The organism is Amycolatopsis acidicola (assembly GCF_007713735.2).
Taxonomy (GTDB): domain Bacteria; phylum Actinomycetota; class Actinomycetes; order Mycobacteriales; family Pseudonocardiaceae; genus Amycolatopsis_E; species Amycolatopsis_E acidicola.
In genome coordinates this window covers 1-25,478 of record NZ_VMNW02000034.1, presented here as the reverse complement: position 1 = coordinate 25,478, position 25,478 = coordinate 1, and the positions used below count along the sequence as shown (strand labels likewise).

General features: G+C 70.7%; 25 protein-coding genes. 14 read left to right on the top strand and 11 right to left on the bottom strand.

Annotated elements, in window-relative coordinates:
* Positions 1–36 precede the first annotated feature (36 nt).
* The 3 genes from FPZ12_RS22295 to FPZ12_RS22285 all read right to left on the bottom strand — a co-directional run bounded on the left by FPZ12_RS22295 (position 37) and on the right by FPZ12_RS22285 (position 1,780).
* Complete coding sequence (locus tag FPZ12_RS22295; protein ID WP_144747486.1) at positions 37–795, bottom strand: IclR family transcriptional regulator; 759 nt, start codon at positions 793–795, stop codon at positions 37–39.
* A gap of 75 nt (positions 796–870) precedes the next feature.
* Positions 871–1,281: a nucleoside-diphosphate kinase gene (ndk, locus tag FPZ12_RS22290; RefSeq protein ID WP_144747487.1), complete on the bottom strand. Its 411-nt coding sequence runs from the start codon at positions 1,279–1,281 to the stop codon at positions 871–873.
* A 127-nt stretch (positions 1,282–1,408) separates the two neighbouring features.
* Positions 1,409–1,780: a DUF4260 family protein gene (locus tag FPZ12_RS22285; protein WP_144747488.1), complete on the bottom strand. Its 372-nt coding sequence runs from the start codon at positions 1,778–1,780 to the stop codon at positions 1,409–1,411.
* 154 nt (positions 1,781–1,934) lie between these two features.
* On the opposite strand from FPZ12_RS22285, the gene FPZ12_RS22280 reads away from it, so the two are divergent.
* Positions 1,935–2,528, top strand: coding sequence for an acyl-CoA-like ligand-binding transcription factor (locus tag FPZ12_RS22280; protein WP_144747489.1), 594 nt, complete (start codon positions 1,935–1,937; stop codon positions 2,526–2,528).
* Positions 2,525–4,012: an FAD-dependent monooxygenase gene (locus FPZ12_RS22275; protein ID WP_144747490.1), complete on the top strand. Its 1,488-nt coding sequence runs from the start codon at positions 2,525–2,527 to the stop codon at positions 4,010–4,012. Before FPZ12_RS22280 ends, FPZ12_RS22275 begins: the two co-directional genes overlap by 4 nt.
* 4 nt (positions 4,013–4,016) lie before the next feature.
* On the opposite strand, the gene FPZ12_RS22270 is transcribed toward FPZ12_RS22275, so the two are convergent.
* Both FPZ12_RS22270 and folC read right to left on the bottom strand, forming a co-directional pair.
* Positions 4,017–4,379 (bottom strand): DUF4233 domain-containing protein, encoded by a 363-nt coding sequence (locus FPZ12_RS22270; protein WP_144747516.1) that lies wholly within the window; start codon positions 4,377–4,379, stop codon positions 4,017–4,019.
* A gap of 41 nt (positions 4,380–4,420) precedes the next feature.
* On the bottom strand, positions 4,421–5,914 hold the full coding sequence (gene folC / locus FPZ12_RS22265) for a bifunctional tetrahydrofolate synthase/dihydrofolate synthase (RefSeq protein WP_208025952.1): 1,494 nt from the start codon (positions 5,912–5,914) through the stop codon (positions 4,421–4,423).
* A 9-nt stretch (positions 5,915–5,923) separates the two neighbouring features.
* Here folC and FPZ12_RS22260 point away from each other — a divergent pair, with 9 nt between their 5' ends.
* The 7 genes from FPZ12_RS22260 (at position 5,924) to FPZ12_RS22230 (ending at position 13,328) form a co-directional block, all read left to right on the top strand.
* Complete coding sequence (locus FPZ12_RS22260) at positions 5,924–6,514, top strand: class I SAM-dependent methyltransferase (protein ID WP_144747492.1); 591 nt, start codon at positions 5,924–5,926, stop codon at positions 6,512–6,514.
* Positions 6,515–6,567: 53 nt separating this feature from the next.
* A complete protein-coding gene (locus FPZ12_RS22255; protein ID WP_144747493.1) occupies positions 6,568–7,437 on the top strand; it encodes an SGNH/GDSL hydrolase family protein in 870 nt (289 codons plus the stop codon).
* Positions 7,438–7,497: 60 nt separating this feature from the next.
* The gene (locus tag FPZ12_RS22250; RefSeq protein ID WP_144747494.1) at positions 7,498–8,151 is read left to right on the top strand and encodes an alpha/beta fold hydrolase; all 654 of its coding nucleotides are present in this window, start codon (positions 7,498–7,500) and stop codon (positions 8,149–8,151) included.
* A gap of 44 nt (positions 8,152–8,195) precedes the next feature.
* A complete protein-coding gene (locus FPZ12_RS22245; RefSeq protein WP_144747495.1) occupies positions 8,196–9,134 on the top strand; it encodes a hypothetical protein in 939 nt (312 codons plus the stop codon).
* 38 nt (positions 9,135–9,172) lie between these two features.
* Positions 9,173–9,607, top strand: a complete 435-nt coding sequence (locus FPZ12_RS22240) for a MarR family winged helix-turn-helix transcriptional regulator (protein WP_144747496.1) — start codon at positions 9,173–9,175, stop codon at positions 9,605–9,607.
* A gap of 69 nt (positions 9,608–9,676) precedes the next feature.
* On the top strand, positions 9,677–11,020 hold the full coding sequence (locus FPZ12_RS22235) for an MFS transporter (RefSeq protein WP_144747497.1): 1,344 nt from the start codon (positions 9,677–9,679) through the stop codon (positions 11,018–11,020).
* Between the two features lie 4 nt (positions 11,021–11,024).
* Positions 11,025–13,328, top strand: coding sequence for an FdhF/YdeP family oxidoreductase (locus tag FPZ12_RS22230; protein WP_144747498.1), 2,304 nt, complete (start codon positions 11,025–11,027; stop codon positions 13,326–13,328).
* Here FPZ12_RS22230 and FPZ12_RS22225 read toward each other — a convergent pair.
* A complete protein-coding gene (locus FPZ12_RS22225; protein ID WP_144747499.1) occupies positions 13,325–14,788 on the bottom strand; it encodes an amidase in 1,464 nt (487 codons plus the stop codon). The genes FPZ12_RS22230 and FPZ12_RS22225 overlap by 4 nt on opposite strands.
* A 148-nt stretch (positions 14,789–14,936) precedes the next feature.
* On the opposite strand from FPZ12_RS22225, the gene FPZ12_RS22220 reads away from it, so the two are divergent.
* A complete protein-coding gene (locus tag FPZ12_RS22220) occupies positions 14,937–15,689 on the top strand; it encodes a hypothetical protein (RefSeq protein ID WP_144747500.1) in 753 nt (250 codons plus the stop codon).
* A 1-nt stretch (position 15,690) separates the two neighbouring features.
* Here the strand turns inward: FPZ12_RS22220 and FPZ12_RS22215 are convergent, their stop codons facing one another.
* A complete protein-coding gene (locus FPZ12_RS22215; protein WP_144747501.1) occupies positions 15,691–16,674 on the bottom strand; it encodes an acyl-CoA dehydrogenase family protein in 984 nt (327 codons plus the stop codon).
* Between the two features lie 58 nt (positions 16,675–16,732).
* Here FPZ12_RS22215 and FPZ12_RS22210 point away from each other — a divergent pair, with 58 nt between their 5' ends.
* Positions 16,733–17,410, top strand: coding sequence for an alpha/beta hydrolase (locus FPZ12_RS22210; protein ID WP_144747502.1), 678 nt, complete (start codon positions 16,733–16,735; stop codon positions 17,408–17,410).
* On the opposite strand, the gene FPZ12_RS22205 is transcribed toward FPZ12_RS22210, so the two are convergent.
* On the bottom strand, positions 17,411–21,454 hold the full coding sequence (locus FPZ12_RS22205) for a CHAT domain-containing protein (RefSeq protein WP_144747503.1): 4,044 nt from the start codon (positions 21,452–21,454) through the stop codon (positions 17,411–17,413).
* A 96-nt stretch (positions 21,455–21,550) separates the two neighbouring features.
* Here FPZ12_RS22205 and FPZ12_RS22200 point away from each other — a divergent pair, with 96 nt between their 5' ends.
* Both FPZ12_RS22200 and FPZ12_RS22195 read left to right on the top strand, forming a co-directional pair.
* Entirely contained in the window at positions 21,551–21,952 is a 402-nt protein-coding gene (locus FPZ12_RS22200) for a hypothetical protein (RefSeq protein WP_144747504.1), read from the top strand.
* The gene (locus FPZ12_RS22195; RefSeq protein ID WP_144747505.1) at positions 21,949–22,890 is read left to right on the top strand and encodes a hypothetical protein; all 942 of its coding nucleotides are present in this window, start codon (positions 21,949–21,951) and stop codon (positions 22,888–22,890) included. The genes FPZ12_RS22200 and FPZ12_RS22195 overlap by 4 nt, the downstream gene beginning before the upstream one ends.
* Before the next feature lie 5 nt (positions 22,891–22,895).
* Here the strand turns inward: FPZ12_RS22195 and FPZ12_RS22190 are convergent, their stop codons facing one another.
* The 3 genes from FPZ12_RS22190 to FPZ12_RS22180 all read right to left on the bottom strand — a co-directional run bounded on the left by FPZ12_RS22190 (position 22,896) and on the right by FPZ12_RS22180 (position 24,587).
* Positions 22,896–23,327 (bottom strand): pyridoxamine 5'-phosphate oxidase family protein, encoded by a 432-nt coding sequence (locus FPZ12_RS22190; RefSeq protein ID WP_144747506.1) that lies wholly within the window; start codon positions 23,325–23,327, stop codon positions 22,896–22,898.
* Between the two features lie 85 nt (positions 23,328–23,412).
* Complete coding sequence (locus FPZ12_RS22185) at positions 23,413–24,171, bottom strand: SDR family NAD(P)-dependent oxidoreductase (protein WP_144747507.1); 759 nt, start codon at positions 24,169–24,171, stop codon at positions 23,413–23,415.
* Entirely contained in the window at positions 24,168–24,587 is a 420-nt protein-coding gene (locus FPZ12_RS22180; protein ID WP_144747508.1) for a VOC family protein, read from the bottom strand. The genes FPZ12_RS22185 and FPZ12_RS22180 overlap by 4 nt, the downstream gene beginning before the upstream one ends.
* 69 nt (positions 24,588–24,656) lie before the next feature.
* Between FPZ12_RS22180 and FPZ12_RS22175 the strand changes: the two genes are divergently transcribed.
* The gene (locus FPZ12_RS22175; RefSeq protein ID WP_144747509.1) at positions 24,657–25,331 is read left to right on the top strand and encodes a GntR family transcriptional regulator; all 675 of its coding nucleotides are present in this window, start codon (positions 24,657–24,659) and stop codon (positions 25,329–25,331) included.
* Positions 25,332–25,478: the final 147 nt, after the last annotated feature.

The following is a 25,478-nucleotide window of genomic DNA, read 5'->3' as shown; positions in this document are numbered from 1 at the left end:
CAGATTAGGGCTGGGCACCGACAGTTTTCGACCGGTTTACCGGCTTCCCGCTATTTCCCGTGACAGCGCGAAGGCCGCGGTGCGGACCGCGGGCGCGAGCTTGTCGAGATCCATCCGCTCGGCGCTGCCGGTGATGGAGATGGCCGCGAGCAGCCGCCGGCTCGAGTCGTAGACCGGTGCGGCGACGGCGGCGACGCCCACTTCCGCCTCCTCGCGGTTCACTCCGTAACCGCGCTCCTGCGCGCGATCCAGCTCGCGGCGCAGCAATCCCGGCGCGACGATCGTGCGCGCCGTCTTGCGGACGAGGCCCGCGGCGGCGATGTGCCGGAAGTACGAGGGCGGCCCCAGCGCGAGGAAGATCTTGCCGGTGGCGGTGCAGTGCACCGGCATCCGGGAACCGACCCGCGACAGCACGGGCGTGGAGCGGTGGCCGGTGACCTTCTCCAGGAACAGGGTCTGCGCGCCGTCCGGTACGGCAAGGTGGATGTTCTCGTGCGTGGACTCGTAGAGGTCCTGCAGATACGGGAGGGCGGCTTCGCGCAGGTCACGCCTTCGCGGCACGCGCTGGCCCAGCTCGAACAACTTCATGCTCAGCCGGTATGACTGCCCCGAGCGCTCCAGCCCGCCCCAGCGGACCAGCTCGCCGACGAGCCTGTGCGCGGTCGCTTTCGGCAACCCCGTGCGGCCGGTGAGCTCGGCGAGGGTGAGTTCGGTGTCCGTCGACTGGAAGGCGTCCAGCAACAGGAGTCCACGAGCTAGCACCGATTTGGGCAAATCGCCGACGCTGGCGGTCATGGGGTGATGGTGGACCGTACCGGTCCGGGACGCAACGCTTGTGATCGATCCGCGTCCCGGACCGGCCCGTTCAGCTCACAGGTCCGGGAACCACAGCTTCAGCTCACGCTCGGCCGACTCCGGCGAGTCCGAACCGTGCACCAGGTTGAACTGGGTCTCCAGGGCGAAGTCGCCGCGCAGGGTGCCCGGGGTGGCCTTCTCCACCGGGTCGGTGCCGCCGGCCAGCTGGCGGAACGCCGCGATCGCGCGCGGGCCCTCCACGGCGATGGCGACGACCTGGCCGGAGGTGATGAACTCCAGCAGGTCGCCGAAGAACGGCTTGTCCTTGTGCTCGGCGTAGTGCTCCTCGGCGATCGAACGCGCGACGGTCCGCAGTTCCAGCGCGGCCAGGGTCAGGCCCTTGCGCTCGATCCGCGAAATGACCTCGCCGACGAGTCCGCGCTTCACGCCATCGGGCTTGACCAGGACGAGCGTGCGTTCACTCACGACTTTTCTTACTCCTCGATTAAGGCTGACGAATTAGGCGCAGCCTAACGGCCGGTGCTTCACCGCCGTGGGCGCAGGGTCCTCGTCCACAGCGCGGGGTTCGGAGGGCGCGCCGTCGCAGGAACGCCTAGCTGTGGGCGACCGCGCGTTGCGTTCCGTCGGCGGCGCGCAGGCCGTAGCCGAAGGCGCGGTCGGCGCAGATGTGCGCGAGCCAGGCGAGACCGAGTGCGTACACGGCTTTCGAGTCGTAGAGGAACAACGGCGAAACCATGACGAACAGCGGCACCGGCCAGAAGTGCAGGGCGTTGTAGAAAGGCACGACCCGGCGCGGCAGCACCCCGTGCTCGGCCTGCTGACCAATGCCGATCAGGAACGTCAGGTCGGGGCCGATGAGCCCGGCCACCACCGCGACCGCGACCCAGCCGCCATAAGAGAACGCCTCGTACACGGCGAGCGGCACCAGGAGCGCGGCGAGCAGGGCGTTGGCGATTCTCTTCATTTTCAGCCTCCGAGATCAGCGATGACTTTCGAGAGCACCGCTCTCTATGTGCCGAGTCAACACTGGAGCAGCGGTCATTGTCAAGAGCACTGTTCTCTATTTGCTTAGTGCGAAACTTTGCGCAACACGCAAGTTTTGCGCTACAGTCGAGGGCATGGGGTTGCGTGAGCGGAAGAAGCGAGAAACGCGGCAGGCGCTGAGCGACGCGGCGTTGCACCTGGCTGTCGAGCGCGGGCTCGAGCACGTGCGCGTCGAGGACATCGCGGCGGCGGCGAACGTCTCACCGCGCACCTTCAACAACTACTTCCCCAGCAAACAGGCGGCGATCGTGTGGCGGGCGACGGAGCGCACCACCGGCATCGCCGAGCAGCTCCGGGCGCGCCCGTCCGGCGAGCCGCTCTGGGAGGCGCTCACGGAAGCCACGCTGACGCAGCACGCGTCGCGCGACACGCCGGACGAGTCGTGGCTCGCCGGAGTGCGGATGATGCTGGAAAACCCTGCGCTGCAAGGGGAATTCCTGCGCGGCTCCCGTGCGGCCGAGGCCGAGCTGACGCTGGCCGTCGCCGAACGGCTCGGCCTCGGTGAACAGGACCTGACACCCAGGCTGGTCGCGGGCGCGATCCAGCTCGCCGTGCAGGTCGCGAGCGAGCAGTGGCTGCGTGCCGACCCGCCCGCGCCACTGGAAACCCTGCTCCGCCAAGCACTTTCCCGGATCCACATCGAACTCGACGAAAAGAGACCGTCATGACCGAGGACGTCGTCATCGCCGGCGCCGGGCCGAACGGGCTGTTCCTGGCCTGTGAACTCCGCCTCGCCGGGGTGAAACCCGTTGTCCTGGAACGACTTCCCGAGCCACCGAGCACCCCGAAGGCGAACGGGCTCGTCGGCCGCGTGGTGCAGCTGCTCGACTACCGCGGGCTGTACCAGCGGATCTCCGGCGCCGGGAAACCCAGCCCGGCGCCCGGCTACCAGTTCGCCGGTTTCCCGCTGGAGCTGCGTTCGCTCGGCGACCATCCGCTGTACGTGCTGCCGCTCCCGCAGCGCACGCTCGAAGCGCGCCTGACCGAGTACGCGCTGGAGCTGGGCGTCGAAATCCGGCGTGGGCAGGAACTGGTGTCGCTGAGCCAGGACGAGGACAAGGTCGTCGTCGAGACGAACGACGGCACGCTGGAGACGCGGTACCTCGTCGGCGCGGACGGCGGCCACAGCGTCGTGCGCAAGCAGGTGGGCATCGGCTTCCCCGGCACCAGCGACGACAGCTTCACTTCGGTGCAGGGCCGCGTGTTGCTCGATCCGTCGGCTTTCACGACGGGTGGGGAGATCGAGACCCCGGACGGTCCGGTGCGGCCGTTCCAATGGCACCGGTCACCGCGGGGCGCGTTCGCGCTGGCGCCGTTCGAGCCCGGCGTTTTCCGGGTGAGCCTGCTCGAATGGGGCCGGCCCGCGGTGTCGGAGGACATCCCGGTGACACTCGACGAACTCCGCGCCGCGGTGCGCCGGGTGCTGGGCCGCGACCTGCCGATGAGCCTGCCCGAGGACGACGATCCGCTCGTGTGGCGGCGCCGCACCGGCAGCAACGCGCGACAGGCCGAGCGCTACCGCGAAGGCCGGGTGCTCCTGCTCGGCGACGCGGCACACGTCCACCCCGCCGTCGGTGGGCCGGGGCTGAACCTGGGTCTGCAGGACGCGGTGAACCTCGGCTGGAAACTCGCCGCGGAGGTGCGAGGGTGGGCTCCGCCCGGCCTGCTCGACACGTACGAGAGCGAGCGGCTTCCCTTGGGACGCAGGGTTTTGCTGCACACCCAGGCACAGATGACGCTGCTCTCCCCCGGCGAGGAAGTCGGCTCGGTGCGCGCGTTGTTCGGCGAGCTGCTGGACGAAAGCGTTGTGCGGCAACGAATCGCGGAAATGCTCGCCGGGGCCGACGTGCGGTACGACCTGACCGCGCCCGCGCATCCGTTGCTGGGCAGGTGGATGCCGGATGTCCCGCTACGCGCCGATGGCGTGACGAGGGTGGCCGAGCTGATGCGCTCCGGCCGCGCCGTGCTGCTGGACTTCACGGGTGCGCATGACGGCTTCGAGCACGAGCAGGTGGACTACGTGCGCGCCGAAACCGCCGAGCCGCCCGCCGACGCCGTGCTCATCCGCCCGGACGGCTATGTGGCCTGGGCCGGCGGCGACGGGCTCACCGAGGCGCTCGGGCAGTGGTTCCGGATGTCCGAAAAGGTCTGACGGGTTACGCCGCGGGCGGCTGCTGGCTCGGCAGCGTGCCCGCGGCCATCCGGCGCGCGACGTCGCGGCGCAGCCACAGCGCCCACAGCCAGAAGGCGAGGAACAGCAAGCCGATCACGCCGATCGCGGTGAGGTTCAGGAAGAAGAACGCCATCAGCACGACCTGCAGCGCCAGGATCACCGGCACCGCCCACGGCCGCCGCACCACGCCGCAGCACAGTACGAGCAGCACGGCCACCGCGATCACCGTCCAGCCCTTCGCGGTGCCGACGCCGCCGCCGAGCCGCGCGATCACCGGCACCGCGAGGCCGACCGTGATCGCTTCCAGGATCAGGGTGCCGGACATGACGCCGCGGAAGCCCTTCATCGGGTCCTTCGCCGGCGGCCGGACGGCCTGCTGCTCTTCGCTCACGCCGGTTCCTTTCCGAACAACGTCCGCGCCTCGCCCGCGGTGACCACCGAACCGGTCACCAGCACACCGCCGCCGGACAGCGGTTCCTCCGGGTCGTCGTTCTCTTCGACGAGCGCCACGGCCGTCTCGATCGCGGCCTCCAGGCTCGGCTCCGCGACCACCCTGTCCTCGCCGAACACCAGCAGTGCCAGCTCGTTCAACTCGTCGAGCGGCATCGCGCGCGGGGAGCTGTTGCGCGTCACCACGATTTCCGAGACGACCGGCTCGAGCGCCTCGAGGATCCCGCGCGCGTCCTTCTCCGCCATCACGCCGACCACCGCCGCCAAGCGGCGGAAGGCGAACTCCTCGGCGATCGTCGCCGCGAGCGCCCGCGCTCCGTGCGGGTTGTGCGCCGCATCGATCATCACGGCCGGGGCCGCGCGCACGCGCTCCAGCCTGCCCGGCGTCTCGACCTCCGCGAACGCTTCGCGCACGGCCTCGATCACCAGCTGCTTGTCCTTGCCCGCGCCGAAGAACGCCTCGACCGACGCGAGCGCGAGCGCTGCGTTGTTGGCCTGGTGCACCCCGTGCAGCGGGAGGAAGATCTCGTCGTAAACGCCGCCGAGGCCCTGCAGCTTCAGCAGCTGCCCGCCCACGGCGATTTCCCTTTGCAGTACGCCGAATTCGCTGCCCGCGCGGGCCACCGTGGCGTCCACCTCGACGGCGCGCTCCAGCAGCACCTTCTGGACTTCGGGCTCCTGCTCGGCCAGCACCGCGACGCTGCCGGGCTTGATGATCCCGGCCTTCTCCCCCGCGATGCCGGTGATGTCGCCGCCGAGGTACTCGACGTGGTCGATGCCGATCGGGGTGATCGTGGCGACCTGGCCGTCGGCCACGTTCGTCGCGTCCCACCGGCCGCCGAGGCCGACCTCGACCACCGCGGCCTCCACCGGCGCGTCGGCGAAGGCGGCGAAAGCCATGCCGGTGAGCACCTCGAACTTGCTCATCGCCGGGCCGCCCGCCGCGTCCACCATGTGCACGTACGGCGCGATGTCGCGGTAGATCTCGACGTAGCGCGACGCCGGGATGGGCGCGCCGTCGAGCGCGATGCGCTCGGTGACCAGCTGCAGGTGCGGGCTGGTGTAGCGGCCGACGCGCAGGCCCATCCTGGTCAGCAGCGCGTCGATCATCCGGGCCGTCGAGCCCTTGCCGTTGGTGCCGGCGACGTGCAGCACCGGATACGTCTTCTGGGGGTCGCCGAGGACCGTGACCAGTGCCTTGATCCGGTCCAGCGAAGGTTCGATGCGGCTCTCCGGCCAGCGCTGGTTCAGCTCGGCCTCGACCGCCAGCAGCTCCTGGCGGGCCTGCCTCTCGACCGCCTCGACGTCGACGGTCTCGGTCTCTTCTGGGTCGTCCGGCAGAGGCCCTGCCACGAAGTTGTCGCCGCTGGACAGCTCGGCTGGGTACTCCTCTTCCACGGTTGTCAAGTCTACGTTCGCGGTTTCCGGCATCGTGATCCCATGCCCTTTGACCACAACCACCACTACCACCCGCTGTTGCTGCGGCAGGTGCCCCGCGGCGCCCGGACCGCACTGGACGTGGGATGCGGCACCGGCCTCTTCGCCCGCCGCCTCGCCGCGGCGGGGCTCGAAGTGACGGGGATCGACGCGGACCGCCGGGTGATCGACACCGCCCGCGCGCTCGGCGAGCAGGACTACCGGCACGACGACATCACGACCGCGGAACTGGGCCGCTACGACTTCATCTCGTGTCTCGCGTCGCTGCACCACGTCCCGTTCGCCACCGTGACGAAGCTCCGGCAAGCGCTTACGCCGGGTGGTGTGCTCGTGGTGCTGGGCGTCGCCAGGCCGGGCGCGCCACGGGATTTCGCGCACTGGTGGCTGGCCGCGCCGCCGCTCAACCTGGCCGCGCGGCTGGCCGTCGCCGCGGGCGACCGGCTCAATGGCGGGGCCGGTTCCGAGCCGCGGCCGCCGGTGCGGATGGACTTCCCGGCCATGACCGCGGTCCGCCGGGAGTCGGCGGCGCTGCTGCCAGGGCGGACGGTGCGGCCACTCGTCTTCTGGCGCTACCTGATCGTGTACCGGGCGTAACTCCACCCGAACGGGCGGCGACCGGCGAGGTGGCGCGCGACTAGGAAAGAACCATGCGCGCACGCCGTAGCATCACCGTCGCTGTTCTCGCCGCCCTGACCCTGCTGGCCTCGGCCCTCCCGGCCGGCGCGGCCACCCGGCACTATTCCCGTTACGTCGCGCTCGGCGACTCCTACACCGCCGGGCCGCTGATCCCGCTCCCCCGGCTCGACCCCGCGGGCTGCTTCCGCTCCACGTCGAACTACCCCGCGCAGCTCGCCTTCCGGCTGGGCGTGTCCTCCTACACCGACGTCAGTTGCAGCGGCGCCGACACCACCGACATGACGTCGCCGCAGACAATCACCTTCGGCACCAACGCCCCGCAGCTCGACGCGCTCCGCACGGACACCGACCTCGTGACGATCGGCATCGGCGGAAACGACGGCGCCGTGTTCGGCACGGTCGTCGGCACCTGCCCGTCGCTGCGCGCCTCGGATCCTTCGGGTAACCCGTGCCAGCGGCACTTCACGGTCGATGGGGTGGACACGATCAAGGCCGAGATCGAGCAGACCCAGGCCAAGATCACCACTGTGCTGGGCGAGATCCACGCCAGGGCACCGAAGGCGAAGGTTCTCGCGATCGGCTACCCGCGGATCGCGCCGCCGAGCGGGACCTGCCCCGACGTGCTGCCCTTCGCCGACGGGGACTACGCCTGGCTCAACAGCGTCGAGGAAGCACTGAACACGGCGATCGCGAAGGCCGCGGCCGACGACGGCTCTTCGTCCTATGTGGACACATTCACCCCGTCGCTCGGGCACGACGCCTGTGCCGGCGCGGCGGCGTGGATCAACGGGCAGTCGCTGAGCCTCGTCGCCGCGCCGTACCACCCGTTCCTGTCCGGGATGACCGGGATGGCGGGGATCATCCGGGCCGCGCTGCGCTGACCGGGGTGGCGGTGCCGCGAAACAGGTGCGCGAACGGCCTCGCCGGGGCAGGATCCCCGCATGGACTTCGTGCTGATCCACGGCACCACCCAGTCCCCGGCGGGCTGGGGGCGGCTGGTGCGCGTGCTGGAGAAGCGGGGACACCGGGCCGTCACGGTCGATCTCCCGACCAACCGGCCCGAACTGCTCTCCGAGGACTACGCCCGCTGCGCGGTGGAACAGACGGATGTGGACAGTCCCGTCGTGATCGGGCACTCGGGCGCCGGGCTCGTGCTGCCCGCGGTCGGCGCGGCGCTGAAGGCCCGCCGGCTGGTGTGGCTGGCCGCGGCGGTGCCGAGCGAGCTGCCGTTCCTGTCCGAGATGCGCGCGGCCGCCGCGGAGGTGGTCACGCCGGAGTGGCGGGGTCTTGAGAAGCCGCCGGCGTCGGATCCCGTTGTGGCGGCGTACTTCCTGTTCCACGACTGCGATCTGGCGACGCTGCGGTGGGCGCTGCCGACCGTGCGGACGTGGTACCCGCGCGGGGTGTACGGGGAGACCGTGACCGGGGAGCCGCTGCCGTCGACGTACGTGCTGCCGACCGGGGACCGGACCCTGCGCCCGGAGTGGATGCGCCGGGTCGCGCGGGAGCGGCTCGGCGTGGAGCCGGTCGAGGTGCCCGGCGGGCACTGCCCGCACGTCTCGCGGCCGGAGCTGGTGGCGGACATCGTTTCGTGACCTGAAATTCCGTAACGGACGGACGGGGCCGCCGATCTATCCGCGTGACCGACGACCTCCCCGACCCCCACCCCGAACTGCTCGACCCCGACTGGCAGCGCCACGCCGAGAAAGAGGCTTGGGTCGACTACCGGAAGAACCGTGCCAAGGCCAGACGCGGCAGACGCCTGACGATCATCGCCGCGGTGCTCGTCGTCCTCGCCGGCGGCGGCTACGCGTTCGTCCAATGGGGCAGGTCGACCTCCGAGCACTACGACCCCGCGTCCTCCGGCGGCGACGGCGGTGCCGGGGTGACCACCACGCCGCCCGCGCCGACCACGTTGCCGGACTATGCACGCGTCGATCTTTCCCATCCGTTCGACAACACGCCCGCGCAGGCCTGGAAGGAGGGCATCGCCGGGCTGACCATCCCGCCCGCCGCCAAGACCGGCTCCTTCTCCGCGCAGCAGGTCGGTTCCGCGCTGGACAAGGTGCGGCACGCCATCGAAACCGCCACCCTCGACCCCGAGGTCACCCAGCAGCACAACATCGAGAAGTACGCCAAACTGCTCGCGCCCGGCGCGCGAGCGGACGTCCGCGCGAAACCCGGGTCGTACACCGTCCAGATCGCGGACGGCTTCCGCCTGCTGCCCGTTTCGCCGCGTGTCAACGGCACCCTGACCGTGAGCGCGGGCCGCGCGGGTGAGCTCCTGGTGCACGCCGACTACTTGGTCGCCTACGCCTTCGACCCCGGCAGCGAGCGGGTCCAGGGCCCTGGCGACATCGAGCCTTTCCTTCGCTACCAGCAGGATTACGCGCTCGACTCCGGCGCGCTCTGGCTCGACGGCAGCCACCGCTATTTCCTGGACGTGGCGTGCGGCGCCGGCGCCGAGGACAAGGTGGCCCCGGCCTTCAGCGAGCAGCTCGTCGTTTCGAGCCTGCCGGGCGAACCCGGCCAGTTCGACCCCGCGCAACCCATGCCGACGGGTGAGAATTGTCCCTGAGCCCGCCCAGGCCAGACTGCACAGGCTAGACTGTGCATATGACCCGCACAACGCAGGAAGTGGCCCGGCTCGCCGGTGGGCTGCGCGGCGTGGTCGGCCAGTTGCACCGGCGCCTCCGCCAGGTGGACAACGCCGAGGTCCTCACGCCTTCGCAGTCCGCCGTGCTGGCGCGGCTGCACCGGGAAGGCCCGGCCACCCAGACACAGCTCGCCGCCGCGGAGCACGTCCGCCAGCAGTCGATGGCGGCGACGCTCGGCGCGCTCGACGAGCTGGGCTATCTGGAACGCACGCGCGACCCGAAGGACGGGCGGCGCGTGGTCGTCGCCTTGTCCGACCTCGGTTCCAAGACGGTGCGCGGGGTTGCCCAGCACCGGGAGGAATGGCTGGCCGGCGCGCTGACCGGGCTCGATCCTGCCGAGCGGGCGAAACTGGCCGAGGCGATCCCGCTCCTGCAGCGGCTCGCCGAACACTGAAAGGGAGCGGTGAGTACGACGTCGCAGCAGCTCGCGACCCGAGCCTCTGTCCGATTCACCCCCCGCCTGGTGACCCCACTGGTCGCCAGCGCGGTGCTCAACCCCATCAACTCGACCCTCATCGCCGTCGCGCTCGTCCCGATCGGACATGCCTTCGGCGCGGGGGCGGAACAAACCGCCTGGCTGATCACGTCGCTGTACCTGGCCACCGCGGTCGGCCAGCCCGTGGTCGGCCTGTTCGTGGACCGCTTCGGCGCGCGCAAGGTGCTGCTGACCGGCGCGGTCATCGTGATGCTCGCCGGGATCGGCGGCCTGCTGTCGTTCTCGCTGTCCTGGCTCATCGGCGTCCGCGTGGTGCTGGGCATCGGCACGTGTGCCGGGTTCCCGGCCGCGATGGCGGTGCTGCGCAAACGCGCCGACGCGGCCGGGCAGGGCGTGCCGAGCCACGTCCTTTCCGTACTGGCGATGGCCTCGCAGACGGTCATGGTGATCGGCCCGACGCTGGGTGGCGCGCTGATCGCGTTGTTCGGCTGGCAGTCGATCTTCGCCGTGAACATCCCGCTCGCCGCCGCGGCCCTGCTGCTGGCGATTTTCTGGGTCCCGAAGGACGACCCGCGAACGCTGACCAAGGCGCGCATCGACGTGCCCGGCATCGTGCTGTTCTCGGCGACGCTGCTGGTCGTGCTGCTGTTCGTGATGGAGCCGCGGCTGAGCGACCTGTACCTGCTGGGGGTGGCCGTCGTGCTGGCCGCCGTGTTCACCGCCACCGAACTGCGTGCCGGCAAGCCGTTCATCGACCTGAAGATGCTGGGCGGCAACCGCCCGCTGCTGCGCACTTATCTCCGGCAGGCACTGGCTTTCCTCATCGTCTACTCGATCATGTTCGGCTACGTGCAGTGGCTGGAAGCGGCGCGCGGGATGAGCGAGTCCGGCGCGGGCGCGCTGCTGCTGCCGATGTCGGCGGTGGCGGTGCTCGCGGCCGCCGCGTGCGGCAAACCGGGCGGGATCTTCCCCCGGCTGGTGATCAACTCGCTGGCCCTGCTCGCCGGTTCCGCGCTGCTGCTGTTCGTCGGCGACGGCACGTGGTTCCTGGCGCTCATCGGTGTCGCCGCGGTGTTCGGTCTCGGCCAGGGCCTCACGAGCGTGACCAATCAGACAGCGTTGTACGGGCAGGCGCCCGCCGAGCAGATGGGCACCGCCTCGGGTCTCTTCCGCACCGCGCAGTACCTGGGCGCGATCGGCGCGTCCACGCTGATCGCGCTGTGCTTCGGCAACCAGGCCACGTCCACCGGCCTGCACCACCTGGCATTCGCGCTGGCCGGGATCGGGGTGCTGCTGCTGGCGGTGACGGTGTTCGACCGAAATTTGCGGCGCACCCGGGATAGCGTCGAAGCTGCCGAGGACGCAGGATGAAGGGGTGACTCGCAACGCACCCACCGACGACATCGACGAGGCCGCACTCGAAGTCCACAAGCCGAAGCACTGGGCGGCGGGGGTTCCCGGCGTCGCGGTGTCGCTGCTGCGCAGCGTCGAGCAGATGGGCACCGGCCGGACGGTCCGCACCCTGCGCCTGCTGAACCAGCGCGAGGGGTTCGACTGCCCGGGCTGCGCGTGGCCGGAGCCGCAGGCCGCCGACGGTGAGCACCGCAAGCTGGCGGAGTTCTGCGAGAACGGCGCGAAGGCCGTGGCCGAGGAGGCCACGAAGCGCCGGGTCACGCCGGAGTTCTTCGCCGCGCACCCGGTGGCCGAGCTCGCCGGTAAGACGGACTACTGGCTCGGCCAGCAGGGCAGGCTGACGCATCCGATGGTGCTGCGCGAGGACGGCACGCACTACGAACCGATCTCGTGGGAGGACGCTTTCGGCCTCATCGCCGAGAAACTGAAAGGCCTCGCGAGCCCGGACGAGGCGATCTTCTACACCTCCGGCCGCACCAGCAACGAGGCCGCGTTCACCTACCAGCTGCTCGTGCGGTCCTTCGGCACCAACAACCTGCCGGACTGCAGCAACATGTGCCACGAGTCCTCCGGCGCGGCGCTGACGGAGTCCACCGGGATCGGCAAGGGCTCGGTGAGCCTGGCCGACGTGCACCACGCCGACCTGATCGTCGTCGTCGGGCAGAACCCGGGCACCAACCACCCGCGGATGCTGTCCGCGCTGGAGGAGGCGAAGGGCAACGGCGCGCGCGTCATCGCGGTGAACCCGTTGCCCGAGGCCGGCCTCATGCGGTTCAAGAACCCGCAGAACCCGCGCGGGGTGATCGGCAAGGGCACGCCGCTGGCCGACGAGTTCGCGCAGATCCGCCTCGGCGGGGACCTGGCGCTGTTCCAGGCGATCGGGCATCTCCTGCTGTCGTGGGAGGAAGCCGCGCCGGGCACGGTGCTCGACCACGAGTTCATCGACTCGGCCACGCACGGTTTCGAGGACTACGCGAAGCACCTGCGCGAGATCGACTGGGCCGCGATCGACAGCGCCACCGGCCTTTCGCGCGAGCAGATCGTCCGCATCGCGCGCATGATCGCCGAGTCCGAGCGCACCGTGTACTGCTGGGCGATGGGCGTCACGCAGCACAAGCACGCGGTGGCGACCATCCAGGAGATCACGAACCTGGCGCTCGCCCGCGGCATGATCGGCAAGCCGGGCGCGGGACTGTGCCCGGTGCGCGGGCATTCCAACGTGCAGGGCGACCGCACGATGGGCGTCTGGGAGAAGATGCCCGAGCCGTTCATGGCGGCGCTGGAGCGGGAGTTCGGGATTCCCGTGCCACGCAAGCACGGGTTCGACACGGTGGACGCGATCCGCGCGATGCGGGACGGCCGGGGCAAGGTGTTCTTCGGGATGGGCGGCAACTTCGCCGCGGCCACCCCGGATTCGGAGCTGACCGAGCGGGCGCTGGAATCCTGCGAGCTGACCGTGCAGGTGTCCACGAAACTCAACCGATCCCATGTGGTGCACGGGAAACAGGCGCTGATCCTGCCCACGCTCGGGCGCACCGAGCTGGACGCGCAGTCGTCCGGGCGGCAGTTCGTGACGGTCGAGGACTCGATGTCCTGCGTGCACCCCTCGCGCGGCAGACTCCAGCCCGCCAGCGAACACCTGCTGTCCGAAGTGGCCATCGTGTGCCGGCTCGCGCGCACGGTGCTCGGCGAAGATCACGTCGTGCCGTGGCGGGAGTTCGAACAGGACTACGACCGGATCCGCGACCGGATCGCCCGCGTGGTCCCGGGATGCGACGACTACAACGCGAAGGTGCGGCGGCCGGACGGGTTCGTGCTTCCCCACCCGCCGCGGGACTCGCGGGAGTTCCGCACCGGCACCGGGAAGGCGAACTTCACCAGCAGCGAGCTGGAATTCCCGCAGGTGCCCGAAGGCAGGCTGCTGCTGCAGACGCTGCGCAGCCACGACCAGTACAACACCACGATCTACGGGCTCTCCGACCGCTACCGCGGGATCGAGGACGCGCGGCGAGTCGTGCTGGTGAACGCGAAGGACCTGGCCGAGCTGGGCTTCGCGGACGGCGAGATCGTCGACCTCGTGTCGGAGTGGGAGGACGCCGAGCGCCGCGCCGAGAAGTTCCGGATCGTGGCTTACTCGACGGCGCCCGGCTGCGCGGCGGCGTACTTCCCGGAGGCGAACGCCTTGGTGCCACTGGATTCCACGGCGAAGAAGTCCAACACGCCCGTGTCGAAGGCAGTGGTCATCCGGCTGGAGCACCGCGCTTAGAGACTGCTCTGCTTCGGGGGCTGGAAACCGCCGATTCGCTGTTCGAGCAGTTCGGCGAGCCGCAGGGTGGTGCGGTCCCCGAACATCGGGCCGATGAGCTGCACTCCGACCGGCAGGCCTTCCGCGGACCGGCCCGTGGGTACGGCCGTCGCGGGAAGGCCAGGCATGGTGGCCAGACCGGCCCAGACGAGCTGGTCGAAAAACGGGTATTCGACACCGTCGACGTCGAGCCTGCGCGCCAGCAGATCCGGGTTGTGGTCGTGCGGGAACGCCGGAGTCGGCGTGATCGGGCACACGACGGCGTCGAACTCGCCGAACAGCCGCCGCCAACCGTCGCGGTGGAGTTCACGACGGTCGGTCAGTTCGAGCCAATCGCGGTGGCTCAACACCATTCCCCGCAGCCGGGCCGCGTCGAGGCTTTGGTCGTCCGGGCTCAGGCCGGCCGCGCGCGTCCGCAGTTGCTCGTACGCGTCGACCGGAAATCGTGCCGTGGAGCCGGAAAACAGCAACTGCGTGTACACCCGCGCGGCTTCGGCCGGATCGGGCAGCAGCGGACTGTGCCGTTCGACGCGGGCGCCGCCGTCGACAAGCGCGTCGGCCACGCGGTCCACGCCAGCCCGGACCGCGGCCCCGGTCCCGATGAACGGATGCTCGTCGAATATAAGGACGCGGAACTCGGCGAGTCTTTCGTGGCGCGCGGGCGGCAGCGTCACCTGGTGTGCCAAGCCGAACGTCAACGGGTCCGGTCCGGCCATCACGTCGAGCAGAAGACTCAGGTCACCGGCGGTGCGCGCCATCGGGCCGACGACGGCAAGGTCGGCTTCGGTCGGCAATGCCCGAGCGGGCGGCGGGGTCATCCCGCGCGTCGCCGCGAGCCCGAGCGTCGGCTTGTGCGCGTAGACGCCACAGAAATGCGCGGGGGTGCGCAGTGAACCGGCGAGGTCGGAGCCGATGGAGAGGGCACCGAAGCCGGAGGCCAGCGCCGCCGCCGATCCGCCGGAGGAGCCGCCCGAGGTGCGGGCGTGATCCCACGGGTTGTTCGTGGTGCCGTAGATCTCGTTGAAACTCTGCAGGTCCTGCAACCCGAAGGGCACGTTGGTCTTGCCGAGCACCACCGCGCCCGCCGCCTTCAGCCGTGACACCTGGACCGCGTCCTCGTCCGGCACGAAGTCCCGGAACTGCGGCATGCCCCACGTCGTGGGCAGGCCCGCCAGGTTGTAGGACTCCTTGACCGTGACCGGGATGCCCAGCAGCGGCCGGTCCTCGCCCCGGGCACGGGCCTGGTCGGCCTGCCGCGCCGCCGCCCGCGCGCGCTCGAAGTCCGGCACGCAGATCGCGTTGACCGCCCCGTCGTCCCGCTCGATCGCGGCGATCGCCGCGTCCGTCAACTCCAGCGACGACACTTCACCAGCACGCAACGCGGCCGCCAGCTCACCGGCCGGCCGAAGGTTCCACTCCATGGCGTCGAAGCTAACCGGCCACCGGGGGAGCCACAAAATGCCGGTTTCCGCAACGAAAAAAGCCGCGCGCGGCCGATCCGGTTGTCATCGGGAACTCATCCTCCGCCGCTAGCGTCCGCCCCGTCGGAATTCGTCGGAGGGTGTTTTCATGATCAGGCTGGCCGTCGTGCTCATCGGCCTTTCCGTGCTGTTCTCGGTGATGGGGTTCAAGGACGGCAACGTCTTCGTCGGGGTGGTGTTCGCGCTGCTCGCGCTCTCGCCGCTGCTCTACCTCGCGTACTTCTCCGCGACGCGCGGGAACGAGCCGCGGAAACCGGCCGGGAAGCAGCGGACCCTGGTGCTGCGGCTGGTCGCGGTCGGGCTCGTCGCCGTGCTCGGCTATGGCGTGTACTGGGTGTTCGCCGCCCCGAAGTCCAGTGACCAGGCCCTGGAGCGCGCCTCCGATCTGGAGGCCGGATGCTACGGATCCGGCGGCCGCAAGTACTTCCCCGATACCGCCGGCTACACCGGCAGCGGCCCGCACCCGATCGTCATGTTCGACCACGGCGAGGCCGACGACGTCAACCAGATGCACCCGGACACCGGCGTCGCGGACTACTGGAGCGGGGACGACCTCGACCCGCACGACGTCCAGCTCATCGCCTGCCTGGACGCCCCGGACGACGGTCAGTACCTGACGGACTGCGACTTCAACGGGGACAGCCTCAAGCTGTACCAGGGCGAGTACGACTTCACCGTGTACGAAGCCAAAACCGGCAAGGAGGTCGGCAGCGGGGAGATCGCGGGCAGCACGAACCCGGACTGCCCCTTCTCCGCGCTCGTACCGGACAACGGCGACCGGATCCACACCGACCCGGACTTCGCCGACTACCAGTCGGCGCTCGGCCGGTACGTCAACTGACCTAAGTGGACAGACGGCGCAGGATGCCGTCCTGGATGGCCGGGCGGGAGCTGAACACCAGCATCAGCCCGGCCTCCCGCAACAGCCGCTGCGGATGCGCGTCGGCGAGCACCCCGCGGCCACCGCCGCGCACCACGGCAGCCGTGGCCACGCGCACCGCGAACTCCCCCGCCCGCGCGCGGGCCGCGTCGATGTCGGCCATCGCGTCGAGATCCGCGCGCACGGCGTCGAGTTCGTCCGTCCACTTCGGATCGTCGAGCAGGGCCACGCCGCGCCGTGCGACGCCGAGCACCAGGGAACCGTTGAGCCGCTTGCTGAACGGCTCCCCCGCCGCGTGATCGGCCGGCGTGTTCACGGTGATCAGCCTGTCCGCGGGCACGGGGTGGTCGGTGAACTCGGCGACCACCGTGTTGCTGGCGTTGGCCGCGAGCATCCGCTGCGGCGTGACGCGCAGCGTGGGCGCTTCCTCGGCGTCGATGAGCAGCCAGCGGATGTTGTCGTCCTCGTCGCGGGCCGCGGTGCCGAGCAGGTCGATCATCCCCCACCCGCTCACCCACGGCGCGGTCCCGGAAATCCGCGGGCCGCCGGGGGTTTCGCGGATCGTCAGCCGCGGCGGGCCCGGGATGGCTCCGGTGAACGCCGCGCCGGTGCGCAGTTTCCCGGCCGCGAGCCCGGGCAGCCAGCGCGCCTGCTGTTCCGGGCTGCCCTGCAGGGCGAGCGTGGTGGTGATCCCCAGATGCTGGCCCAGGGTGAGCGTAGTGCTCAGGCAGCCCGAGGCGAGGATCTCCGCCGCCAGGTTCGCGGCCGCGAAATCAAGCCCGAGCCCGCCCGCCGCGCGCGGCAGCATCCCGCCATAGAAACCGTGCTCCGCCAGCAGGTCCAGGTTCGCCGACAGCGGCCGCCGCCCGGTGTCCACGTCGATCGCGTTCGGGTACAGCACATCCTCGGCGAGCTCGGCGGCCAGCGCGACGGCATCCTCGGTCATATCGGCGAGGTTAGCGAAAACGACCACACCGCCGCGCCCGAACGGGCACACTGCGGTAATGCCGGACGACGAACGCATGATGCTCATCGGATTCCGTCCTGAGGAAGAGCGCCTGATCCTCGCGCGGAACAACCCGGACAACGCGCGCTACGTCGTCGTCCTGGTACACGGGATCGGCGGCGGGTTCCTCGCCGTCGACAAGATCCAGGGGCAGGCGGAAAGCCTGCACGGCAGGATCGCGGCCGGTCAGGACGAGCGCGACGTCTCCGTGATCACCTGGGCGGACTACACAGTGCCGGAAAGCGCGGCGGACGCCAGGGATCCGTCCCACGCGGCTGCGGCGACAGGCCAGTTCGCCGGCTTTCTCGCCGCTCTGCCCGTGACGGCGAAGCACGGCCGCTACGGCAAAGCGGCCCGGGTCGTGGTGGTCGCGCGCGGCTACGGCGGGCTCGTCGCCGGGCTCACGGCGCGGGACCACGGCTTGACGGCGGATGCGCTGGTCTTCCTCGGCTGCGCCGGTGTCGGCGTGCAGTCGGCGAGTGAGCTGCGTTTCGGTGGCCCGGTGTACGCGGCCTCCGCGGGCGGCGACGGCACACCCGACGGCGTGCACGGCCCCCGACCCGACAGCCCCGGCTTCGGCGCCACGCCGCTGCGGTCGGGCCCGCTGTCCTTCCAGGACGACCCGTTCGTCCGGTACCTGCCGTCGCTGCGCAAGATCGTCTTCGGCAGGCTCTGATCACGCGCCGAAGTGCAGGTGCGAAGCCCACAGTGACGGCGTGGCGGGGTAAAGGTCCCGCTGCGCCCGCACCGCGCGGTGCAGGGAGCGGGCGGCCCGGCCAGGGTCGAGCGCGCCACCCGGCTCGGCGAGCCCGCGGTAGAAGTCCCCGGTGATCTCGACGGCGACCTCGTCGTCGAGCTCCCACAGCGTGCCGATCACCTGCGGGAAACCGGCCGCCTGCACCGCACCGGCCAGGTGCATCGCCTCGTCGAGCAAGGTGTCGCTGATGTTCACCGCGGTGTGGCAGGCCGAAAGATACGCCAGCCGCGCGCCGTCGAGGTTGACCGCGTTGAAATCTCCCACGGTGAGCGGATTCCGTTCGTGGTCACGCAGCAAAAGCCTGCCGGCCGCCGGATTCTCCACGTCGTAACTGCCGTGGCAGGCGAAATGCGCGATCGCGTGCCGGGGCAGCTCCGCCAGCACCTGCTCCCGTTCCGGCTCGGTCAACGTGATCGCGCCGGGCAGGATCCCGGTCAGCAGCTCGGCCTCGGCGCGGACGTTCCGCAGCTCGGAAAGCCCTGGCGTGGAAGGCATCGCGACGATCAGCGAACGGCAGGGCCGCTCCGCCGAAGGCCGTCGTCGCGCGTGACGCAGGCTCCTGATAGTTGGCGTGTACGACGACACCACGCGGTCCATCACCGTACGGCCACCGGCGTCGTCGTGATGCCCGGCCGCGTGCAGCGGCAGCAGGCTGAAGTACCCGCCGGGCGCCCACCAGCACCGCGGCCACGGCTCGCCGTCCGCGGGCGTTCCGTGGTAGCCGAGCTCGTCGAGTACCGGGCCGGTCACGTTGTCCCAGAGCCATTTCAGCACGTCGCTCAACACCGTCTGAGCTGCCGCTCGATCCGCGTCCGGGTCGTAGGCTTCGCGCAGCGCCACGTGGAAGGTGTTGATCTGGTCGATCACCGCCGACGCGGTGAGGCCCGGCAGCGGCAAGGCCGTGACGCCCTCGGTGGTGAGCAAGAGCGCGTGGCCCCCGTGCGCGAGGTTGAGGGTGACGATCGGCCCCTCGGCCGCGGCTGCCCGCAACTCCGCCGGCCCCGGGGGCAGCGCGAAGGTGCCGAACCCGTCGACGTTCCGGATCTCGCGGAGCGTGGCCGCCAGCTCCCCGGCGAGGGCGATGCGGTCCGCGTTTTCGTCGTCGGCGTCCAGGAGTTCCCGCAGACCGGTGAAGCGGGCCGCCAGTTCAGGGCGGGCATCCCGGAGGTCTGTGAGGTCGCCACGGGTGTCGAGGAGTTGGCTCAACAGCACGGCGCGGCCCGCCTCCAGCAAGGAAAGCGCTCGCTGGGCCCGTTCCTCCGGGGAACGGTCCTCGGCGAGCAACGCCATCGCCGCGGCGTCGTCGGTGAAGCCCTCGGCCAGTTCGAGCGCGCCGTGCTGCTCTCGGCGGCGCATACTGCGCGGCGCCACCTCGGGGATCAGGTGCACCGCTGTCTCCAGCAGATCCGCCGCCGTCTTCAGGTCTTCCGTGCCGGGCACCCGCTCCTCGACGGCCAGCCAGGCGCCGATCTTCGCGCCCCGGATCCGCGCCCTCGGCGACGCGGTGGCGCGGCCGGCGAGCCGCGACGCCACGCGGATCGCTTCCGCCCGGTCCGCCTCCATTTCCGTGGAGCGTTCGGCCCGCCGCGCGTCACGCCGGAACCGGGTGATCAGCGCCTCCGCGTAGCTCAGCATCCAGTTCGGCCGGTCGTAGTCCTCCTCGTCAGCGAATTCGAGCGCGCGCCGCCCCGCGTCCACGGCGTCGTCGATGTCCGCGGGGAATCTGTCCCGGGCGAACCTGGTGCGCAGGAGCACGGACAGGTTCACCCACGCCTGCGCGCGGTTGCTGCCCTTCAGCGGAAGGGCAGTCGCCCTCCGCCCCATTTCGATGGCCTCGTCCAGATCGGCCTTGTCGCCGCCGTGCTCGAACCGGATCCGGCCCGTGTCGCTCAACGACACCAGGAACAGGCCGTTTTCGGGTTCGAGCGCGAGGGCACGCCGGCCCGTCTCGACCGCTTCGTCGAGGTCGGAGTGGTTGCCCGACACGAGAAAACGTGCCTTGAGCGCGTAGCTCAGCGACGCGAAGCCAGCGGCCTGGTTCGCCCCGTCGGCTGTCGCGACCAGCTGACGCCGCACGTCCACCAGCGCGTCGGCGTCGGCGGCCACGTTGGTCCATTCGAAGCGCCGCAACAGGTACGCGCCGAGCAGCTGCAGCACTTCCCGGTGCCCCAGCGCTTCCTCGGCCATCGGGGCGCTCCAGATGTCCGACGCCCGGAGCTGGATGTACACCCGTGGCGGTGTTTCCCGCCCTTCCGCCGTCGCCGCGGCGGCACGCCGGACGAGCGCGATCGCCGCGTCGAGGTCGTCCAGCTCCGCCGCCGCCTGCCCGCGCCGTTCCAGCAGGTGCGCCAGGTTGAGCAGGACGCCCGGCGGCAAGGGCTGGTCAGCGACGCCGCGCGCGACGGCTGCCGCCTCGTCCAGCGCCTCTCGCTTGCCCTCGTGCGTGTAGCGGGCGAAGAGCACCCCGCAGATGTCGGAAAGGCAGTACGCGCGGTCGGTTTCGGTGCGCGCGACCTCGAACGCCGCGCGGACCCTTTCCTCGGCCTCGGCCAGATCCCGCGGGTCCTCGGTGCGTTTGAACCGGTCCAGCAGCACATACGCCAGGCTCGTCAGCGATTCGGACAGGCCATCGTCGTCGGCGGGGAGCGTCCCCACGATCGCCCGCCGGGTGGCGATCACCTCGTCCAGTCGTTCAGGCGCGCCAAGGGAAAGCGCGCGATCCAGCAGGACCAGCGCGAGCACGTGCACCTCCCCGGAATCGGTGAGCGCGACCGCACGCCGGGCCAGGGCGGCGGCTTCGTCCAGATCTCCCGCCGCGTTCCGCCGCACGAGCTGGTAGCCGAAGTCGGTCGCGAGCGCGGAATTGTCCGGGTCGGCCGCGACAGCCTTGCGCAGCAAGGAAATCAGCTCGTCGGTTTCCTCGGCGGACCCGCCCACCTCGACCTTGCTCCGCAGGATCCGCTGCAGGTTCGACGCGAACATCGGCGCGTCCAGGCTGCCTTCGCCGGTCTGCACGGCCAGACGGGCGGCACGCAGCGCTTCGTCCAAATCGGACGCCGGGCCGCCGTGGGCGAAGCTCTCGCGCAACGCCTCGGCGAGGTTGTTCAGCATGGCGGGCCGGTTCGGGTCGTCCGGGCGGGCGGTGGCGATCGCTCGCCGGATCGTGTCGGTGCCCTCCGTCAGATCTTCCCGCCGTGCCGTGCGCGCGAACCTCGTCAGCAGCACGCTGTTCAGGTTCGTCAGCGCGGCCACGAGCTTGTCCCGCTCCTCCGACGCGGCGACGGCGCGCCGGCCGACCTCGATGGCCTCGTCCAGATCCGCCGGGTCGCCGTTCCGGCCGTGCCGGAGTTTGAGGGTCGCGCAGAGGTTCAGCAGATAGGTGTCGAGACCGCGATCCCGGGCCCCGAGACGCACGGCGTCGCGGAGGGCCGACAGCGCGCTTTCGAGGTCCCGCTCATCCCCGGCGAGCTGGAACCGGGTCATCAGCGCGGCACCGAACAGCGAGAGACGTTGCGGGAGATCGGGATTGTCCTCGTAGGTCGCCGCCAGCACGTGGCCGAAGATGACGACCGCCTCCGAGAGCATCGCCGTGTTCCCGGCGCGGCTCGCCTGCCCGATCATGGCGGCCAGCTGCGGCATGATCTCGTCCCCGAGCGCGGGCAGCAGCGGCGCGGGGAACTCCGCCCTGCCGAGCAGACTCGCGGCGGGAAGCAGCAGCCCCAAGGCATTCCCGGCCGCGGCCTGCCGCTCCTCCCCCGTCAGCGCTTCGGCCTGGAGCCACCTCAGCCAGCCGAGGACATACCACGCCTCGACGTTGTCCGGGGCGGTTTCGTCCATACTCCGCGCCAGATCCGCGGCGAGCGAAGTGACGGCGGGCGCGAACGCCTGCGCGGGGTCGCCGCTTTCCCGGATCCGCCCGACGAACCCGGCGAGCAACTCGGTCAGTTCGTCGCGGCGGGTCATCCGTCCTCCTTGTGGCGATCTTGTTTCAGCGTACGATTACCGCGTCTCACGGCGCTGGGATTCGTGGGTATTCGTCGTTTTTCCGGGGAAGGTCCAGTGGGGAACAGGTCGGGCGAAGAAATCGCGGAGGCCGTCGCGTACGTCTGCGAGCACGGGGATTCCCTTCGCGCCACCTTGGCCGGCGGCCCCGCGGAAGGCTTGCGGCAGCTGGACGAACTGCTGGCCGCGCTCCGCGCCGGAGCCGACCCGGCCGAGCACCTCGAAGCCGTCCATCGCGCGCTGCGGCGCGCACAGGACGCGCTGGGCGTGTTCGGCCGCACCAGGGACGCGTCGATGATCACGCTGGCCGGGATCGAGCGCGACCGCCCGCACGAGCCGGTGCTGCTCTGCCCGCGCGCGAGTCACCCCTGCGCCCGGTTCGCCTGGCCGGGGCGAGGCGAACCGCCGGTCTGCGAAGTGACGGGCGCGCACCTCCGACGTGCGACGCTGGCGCCGTGACAGGGTTTCTCGGCGGGTTCGGCGGCCAGCTCGGCAAGAGCCTGGCCGACAAGTGGCTGGGCCTGCTGGCGCTCCCGGGCGCGCTGTATCTCGCTGTCGTGGCCGTTGCCGGTGCGCTCGGTCAGTCGCACGCGCTGGACGTTCCCCAGCTGGTCCGTCAGGTCACCGCGTGGGCGCACGCTCCGGCTGCCGGCACCGTCGGCGGTCAGGTGGTGTTGCTGCTGGCCCTACTCGCGGGATCCGTGATGACCGGTCTCGTCGCGCGCGTCCTCGGCGCCGGGATCGAGCGCGTGGTGCTGGCGGCGGGCTGGCATTCATGGCCGCGCTGGATCCGCCCGCTCGCTCAGTGGCGCACACTGGCCCGGCGCAGGCGGTGGGACAACGCGCATGCCGGATACAGCGCCGCCTGGACCGAAGCCGCGCAGGCGAAAGCCTTGGGGCGCAAGGTAGACGCCGAGCCGCGGCACGCCGCGCTCCGGGCAAGGTCGGCGATCGCCGCGGAACGCCCGGACAGGCCGACGTGGAGCGGCGACCGCATCCACGGCGTATCGGAACGCCTGCGGCGCGACCACCGCCTCGACCTCGCACTCCTGTGGCCGCACCTGTGGCTGGTGCTTCCGGAGCAGGAGCGGACCGAGATCACGGCGGCGCGCACGTCGATCACCCGGGCGACCGAACTCGGCGCCTGGGCCCTGCTGTACGCGCCGCTCGTGATCCTGTGGTGGCCCGCCGGCGTGGTCGCCGTCGTGCTCGCGATCGGCGCCCGCGGCCGCGTCCGGGCGACGACGGACACGTACGCCCAGCTCGTCGAAGCCGCCGTCCGGCTGCACACCCGCGATCTCGCGGAACGCCTCGGGATCGAGTACGCGGGGCCGCTGACTCCGGACGCGGGCGAAACGTTCGACGAGGTGCTCGGCTCCGCGCCGCCCGTGGGGTGAGCGCGTCAGAGGTCGCCCGAGAAATCCTGGGTGAACCACCGGTCGGGGCGGATCGTGAACAGGACCGAGCCGCTGCCGTCTGAGCTTTCCGCGAAGCCACGCGCCTCCTCGGGGCCGAGGTAGTTGGCGGCGATCGCCTCTCGCGCGTCCCGCGGAGACGGGGTCTTGATGTCGACGACGGTACCTTCGACGACGACGTACTTGTACGGCAGCTCCTCCTGCTGAACCGCCACGGTCACCACACCGGCTTCTTCGATGAGCCGGGCTTTCCGGCGTCCGGCGCCGGTGCTGATCCGGATGTTTCCGCCGGGCGTGTAGTCGTACCAGATCGGGACGCTGGCCGGCGGGCGTCCGTCGTTCGCCGCGACGGACAGCACGGCGACGTGCTTGCCGGCGAGGAATTCCTGGCGTGCTGCTTCGCTGAGAGGCTTGGGCATGCGACCGATGATGGCCTCATCGCCCGCTTCGCGCATCCGGATCCCAGCCGTTGGTGGCGCGGGCGCGGTGTTCGACAGCCGCGCGTTACGTCCGTAAATACGACGCGCCGTTGAGGTCCAAGACTGTTCCCGAAGCCCACGACGAGCCCGGATCCGCGAGGTACACGATCGCGTCGGCGATCTCGCCCGGCTCGGCGACACGACCGAACGGGCTCTGCGTCCGCAGTGCCTCGCCGCTTTCGCCGGTGAGGCGGTGGGCCTGCCGGTCCGTCGCGATAAAGCCCGGCGCCACCGAAGCCACCGAAATGCCATGCGGCGCAAGGGAAACAGCCAGTGACTGCCCGAAGGCGTGCAGCGCGGCCTTGGTCGCCCCATAGGCCGGGTAGTCCGGCTCGCCGCGGAAGGCGCCGCGGGAACCGACGTGGACGATCCGGCCGGGCGCGCCGCGGGCGATCATGTGCCGGGCGACGCGGTAGGTGAGGTCCGCCGTGCCGAGCAGGTTCACCTCGACCGACTGCCGCCACACCCGCTGCCACTGCTCGAAATCCGTACTGGCCAACGGATGCGCGTTGTCGTCGCCCGGCGCGACGGCGGCGTTGTTCACGAGCACGTCCACCCCGCCGAGCGCTTCCTCGGCGGCGTCCGCGATCTGCGTCGCGTCATGGGCCAAGTCGCCTTGGACGAGCGCGTGCCCTTCGCCCGGCAAGGCGGCCAGCGTCGTTTCCGCGCCTGCCCGGCCGGAGCGGTAGTGCACGGCCACCCGCTCCCCGCGCCCGGCGAACGCCAACGCGACCGCACGGCCGAGGCCCGTCGCCGCGCCGGTGACCAGTACGCCCCGGCTCATCGGGCGAACAGCTGCGACTCGTCCCGGAACGCCTTGAACTCCAAGGCGTTCCCGGCCGGGTCGTGCAGGAACATGGTCCACTGCTCCCCCGGCTCACCGGCGAAGCGCTGGTACGGCTCGATCACGAACTCGGTGCCCGCCGCGCGGAGCTTGCCCGCCAGCTCGTGGAAGTCCTCGACCGACAGGATCAGCCCGAAATGCGGCACCGGCACGTCGTGCCCGTCGACGGGATTGCGCCCCGACTCGGCGCGCGCACCGGCGACCACGTGCGTGACCACCTGATGGCCGTGGAAGTTCCAGTCCACCCAAGCCTCGGCCGAGCGCCCCTCGGGCAGGCCGAGCACACCGCCGTAGAACTCGCGGGCGCGGGCCAGATCGTCGACCGGGATGGCCAGGTGGAAACCGGGGCGTGTCATCGGCAGCTCCTCTGTGTGGCGGATACGCCCAGCTTGACCTGCGGGTACGGTTAATGTCAACATTCAGACATGGTGAGACCGGCACGACGCCGCGGGCTCGCGGAGGAAGCGGCGGACCGCATCCGCGAGGAGATCTTGAGCGGCCGGGTGCCGCCCGGCAGTGCCCTGCGCGAGGTGGAGCTGGCGGCGTCACTGGAAGTCAGCCGCGGTTCCGTGCGCGAAGGGCTGGCGTTGCTGGAGCGCGAGGGCCTCGTGCGTTCGGTGTGGCACAAGGGAACCCGCGTGATCGAGCTGACCGAGGCCGACGTCGAGGAGGTCTACGCCGTGCGCGCCGCGCTCGACAGGCTGGCCGCGGTCACGGCCGCGGGGCGCGGCGAAAACCTCGACGAGCTGGATCGCCTGGTGGCAGCGATGGCCGAGGAAAACGACGGCACGCGGCTGCTTTCCCTCGACCTCGACTTCCACGAGGCGGTCTACCGGGCGGCGGGCAACCGGCGCCTGCTCGAAGCCTGGCACGCCGTGCGCTCGCAGGTGTACCTGTTCCAGTCACACCGGATCCGCTACGGCCATGAGCACTACGCGGCCCGCGTCGTGCACGAACACCGCGAACTGGCCGAACTGATCCGCGCCGGGGACACCGAGCGCCTCGCCGCCGTCGCCGAAGAACACGTCCACTCCGCGCGACGGGCGTTGCTCCAGGGCTTGGCCGAAGGCAACTACCAGCGCCCGCACGGCACCCCTTAGGAAGTGTTTCGAATGTGGTTTGCGTGGCGGTGCGGGTAGAGGAACCTGAGGCGGCCCCTGGCTGTGGGATCGCCTCATCATGAATTCCCACCCGCCAGCCCGACCACCGCCCCTGACGGACACGCTCCGCGCGACAGTGTCCCCACC

Excerpts from the sequence above, each read along its gene's own strand:
- FPZ12_RS22295 (WP_144747486.1), bottom strand. The coding sequence starts at position 795 with ATGACCGCCAGCGTCGGCGATTTGCCCAAATCGGTGCTAGCTCGTGGA.
- FPZ12_RS22205 (WP_144747503.1), bottom strand. The coding sequence starts at position 21,454 with ATGACCCGCCGCGACGAACTGACCGAGTTGCTCGCCGGGTTCGTCGGG.
- FPZ12_RS22220 (WP_144747500.1), top strand. The coding sequence starts at position 14,937 with ATGATCAGGCTGGCCGTCGTGCTCATCGGCCTTTCCGTGCTGTTCTCG.
- FPZ12_RS22280 (WP_144747489.1), top strand. The coding sequence starts at position 1,935 with ATGGGGTTGCGTGAGCGGAAGAAGCGAGAAACGCGGCAGGCGCTGAGC.
- FPZ12_RS22180 (WP_144747508.1), bottom strand. The coding sequence starts at position 24,587 with ATGACACGCCCCGGTTTCCACCTGGCCATCCCGGTCGACGATCTGGCC.
- FPZ12_RS22225 (WP_144747499.1), bottom strand. The coding sequence starts at position 14,788 with ATGGAGTGGAACCTTCGGCCGGCCGGTGAGCTGGCGGCCGCGTTGCGT.
- FPZ12_RS22250 (WP_144747494.1), top strand. The coding sequence starts at position 7,498 with ATGGACTTCGTGCTGATCCACGGCACCACCCAGTCCCCGGCGGGCTGG.
- FPZ12_RS22270 (WP_144747516.1), bottom strand. The coding sequence starts at position 4,379 with ATGAAGGGCTTCCGCGGCGTCATGTCCGGCACCCTGATCCTGGAAGCG.
- FPZ12_RS22215 (WP_144747501.1), bottom strand. The coding sequence starts at position 16,674 with ATGACCGAGGATGCCGTCGCGCTGGCCGCCGAGCTCGCCGAGGATGTG.
- FPZ12_RS22190 (WP_144747506.1), bottom strand. The coding sequence starts at position 23,327 with ATGCCCAAGCCTCTCAGCGAAGCAGCACGCCAGGAATTCCTCGCCGGC.
- FPZ12_RS22285 (WP_144747488.1), bottom strand. The coding sequence starts at position 1,780 with ATGAAGAGAATCGCCAACGCCCTGCTCGCCGCGCTCCTGGTGCCGCTC.
- FPZ12_RS22240 (WP_144747496.1), top strand. The coding sequence starts at position 9,173 with ATGACCCGCACAACGCAGGAAGTGGCCCGGCTCGCCGGTGGGCTGCGC.
- FPZ12_RS22255 (WP_144747493.1), top strand. The coding sequence starts at position 6,568 with ATGCGCGCACGCCGTAGCATCACCGTCGCTGTTCTCGCCGCCCTGACC.
- FPZ12_RS22275 (WP_144747490.1), top strand. The coding sequence starts at position 2,525 with ATGACCGAGGACGTCGTCATCGCCGGCGCCGGGCCGAACGGGCTGTTC.
- FPZ12_RS22210 (WP_144747502.1), top strand. The coding sequence starts at position 16,733 with ATGCCGGACGACGAACGCATGATGCTCATCGGATTCCGTCCTGAGGAA.
- FPZ12_RS22175 (WP_144747509.1), top strand. The coding sequence starts at position 24,657 with ATGGTGAGACCGGCACGACGCCGCGGGCTCGCGGAGGAAGCGGCGGAC.
- FPZ12_RS22260 (WP_144747492.1), top strand. The coding sequence starts at position 5,924 with ATGCCCTTTGACCACAACCACCACTACCACCCGCTGTTGCTGCGGCAG.
- FPZ12_RS22185 (WP_144747507.1), bottom strand. The coding sequence starts at position 24,171 with ATGAGCCGGGGCGTACTGGTCACCGGCGCGGCGACGGGCCTCGGCCGT.
- folC (WP_208025952.1), bottom strand. The coding sequence starts at position 5,914 with ATGCCGGAAACCGCGAACGTAGACTTGACAACCGTGGAAGAGGAGTAC.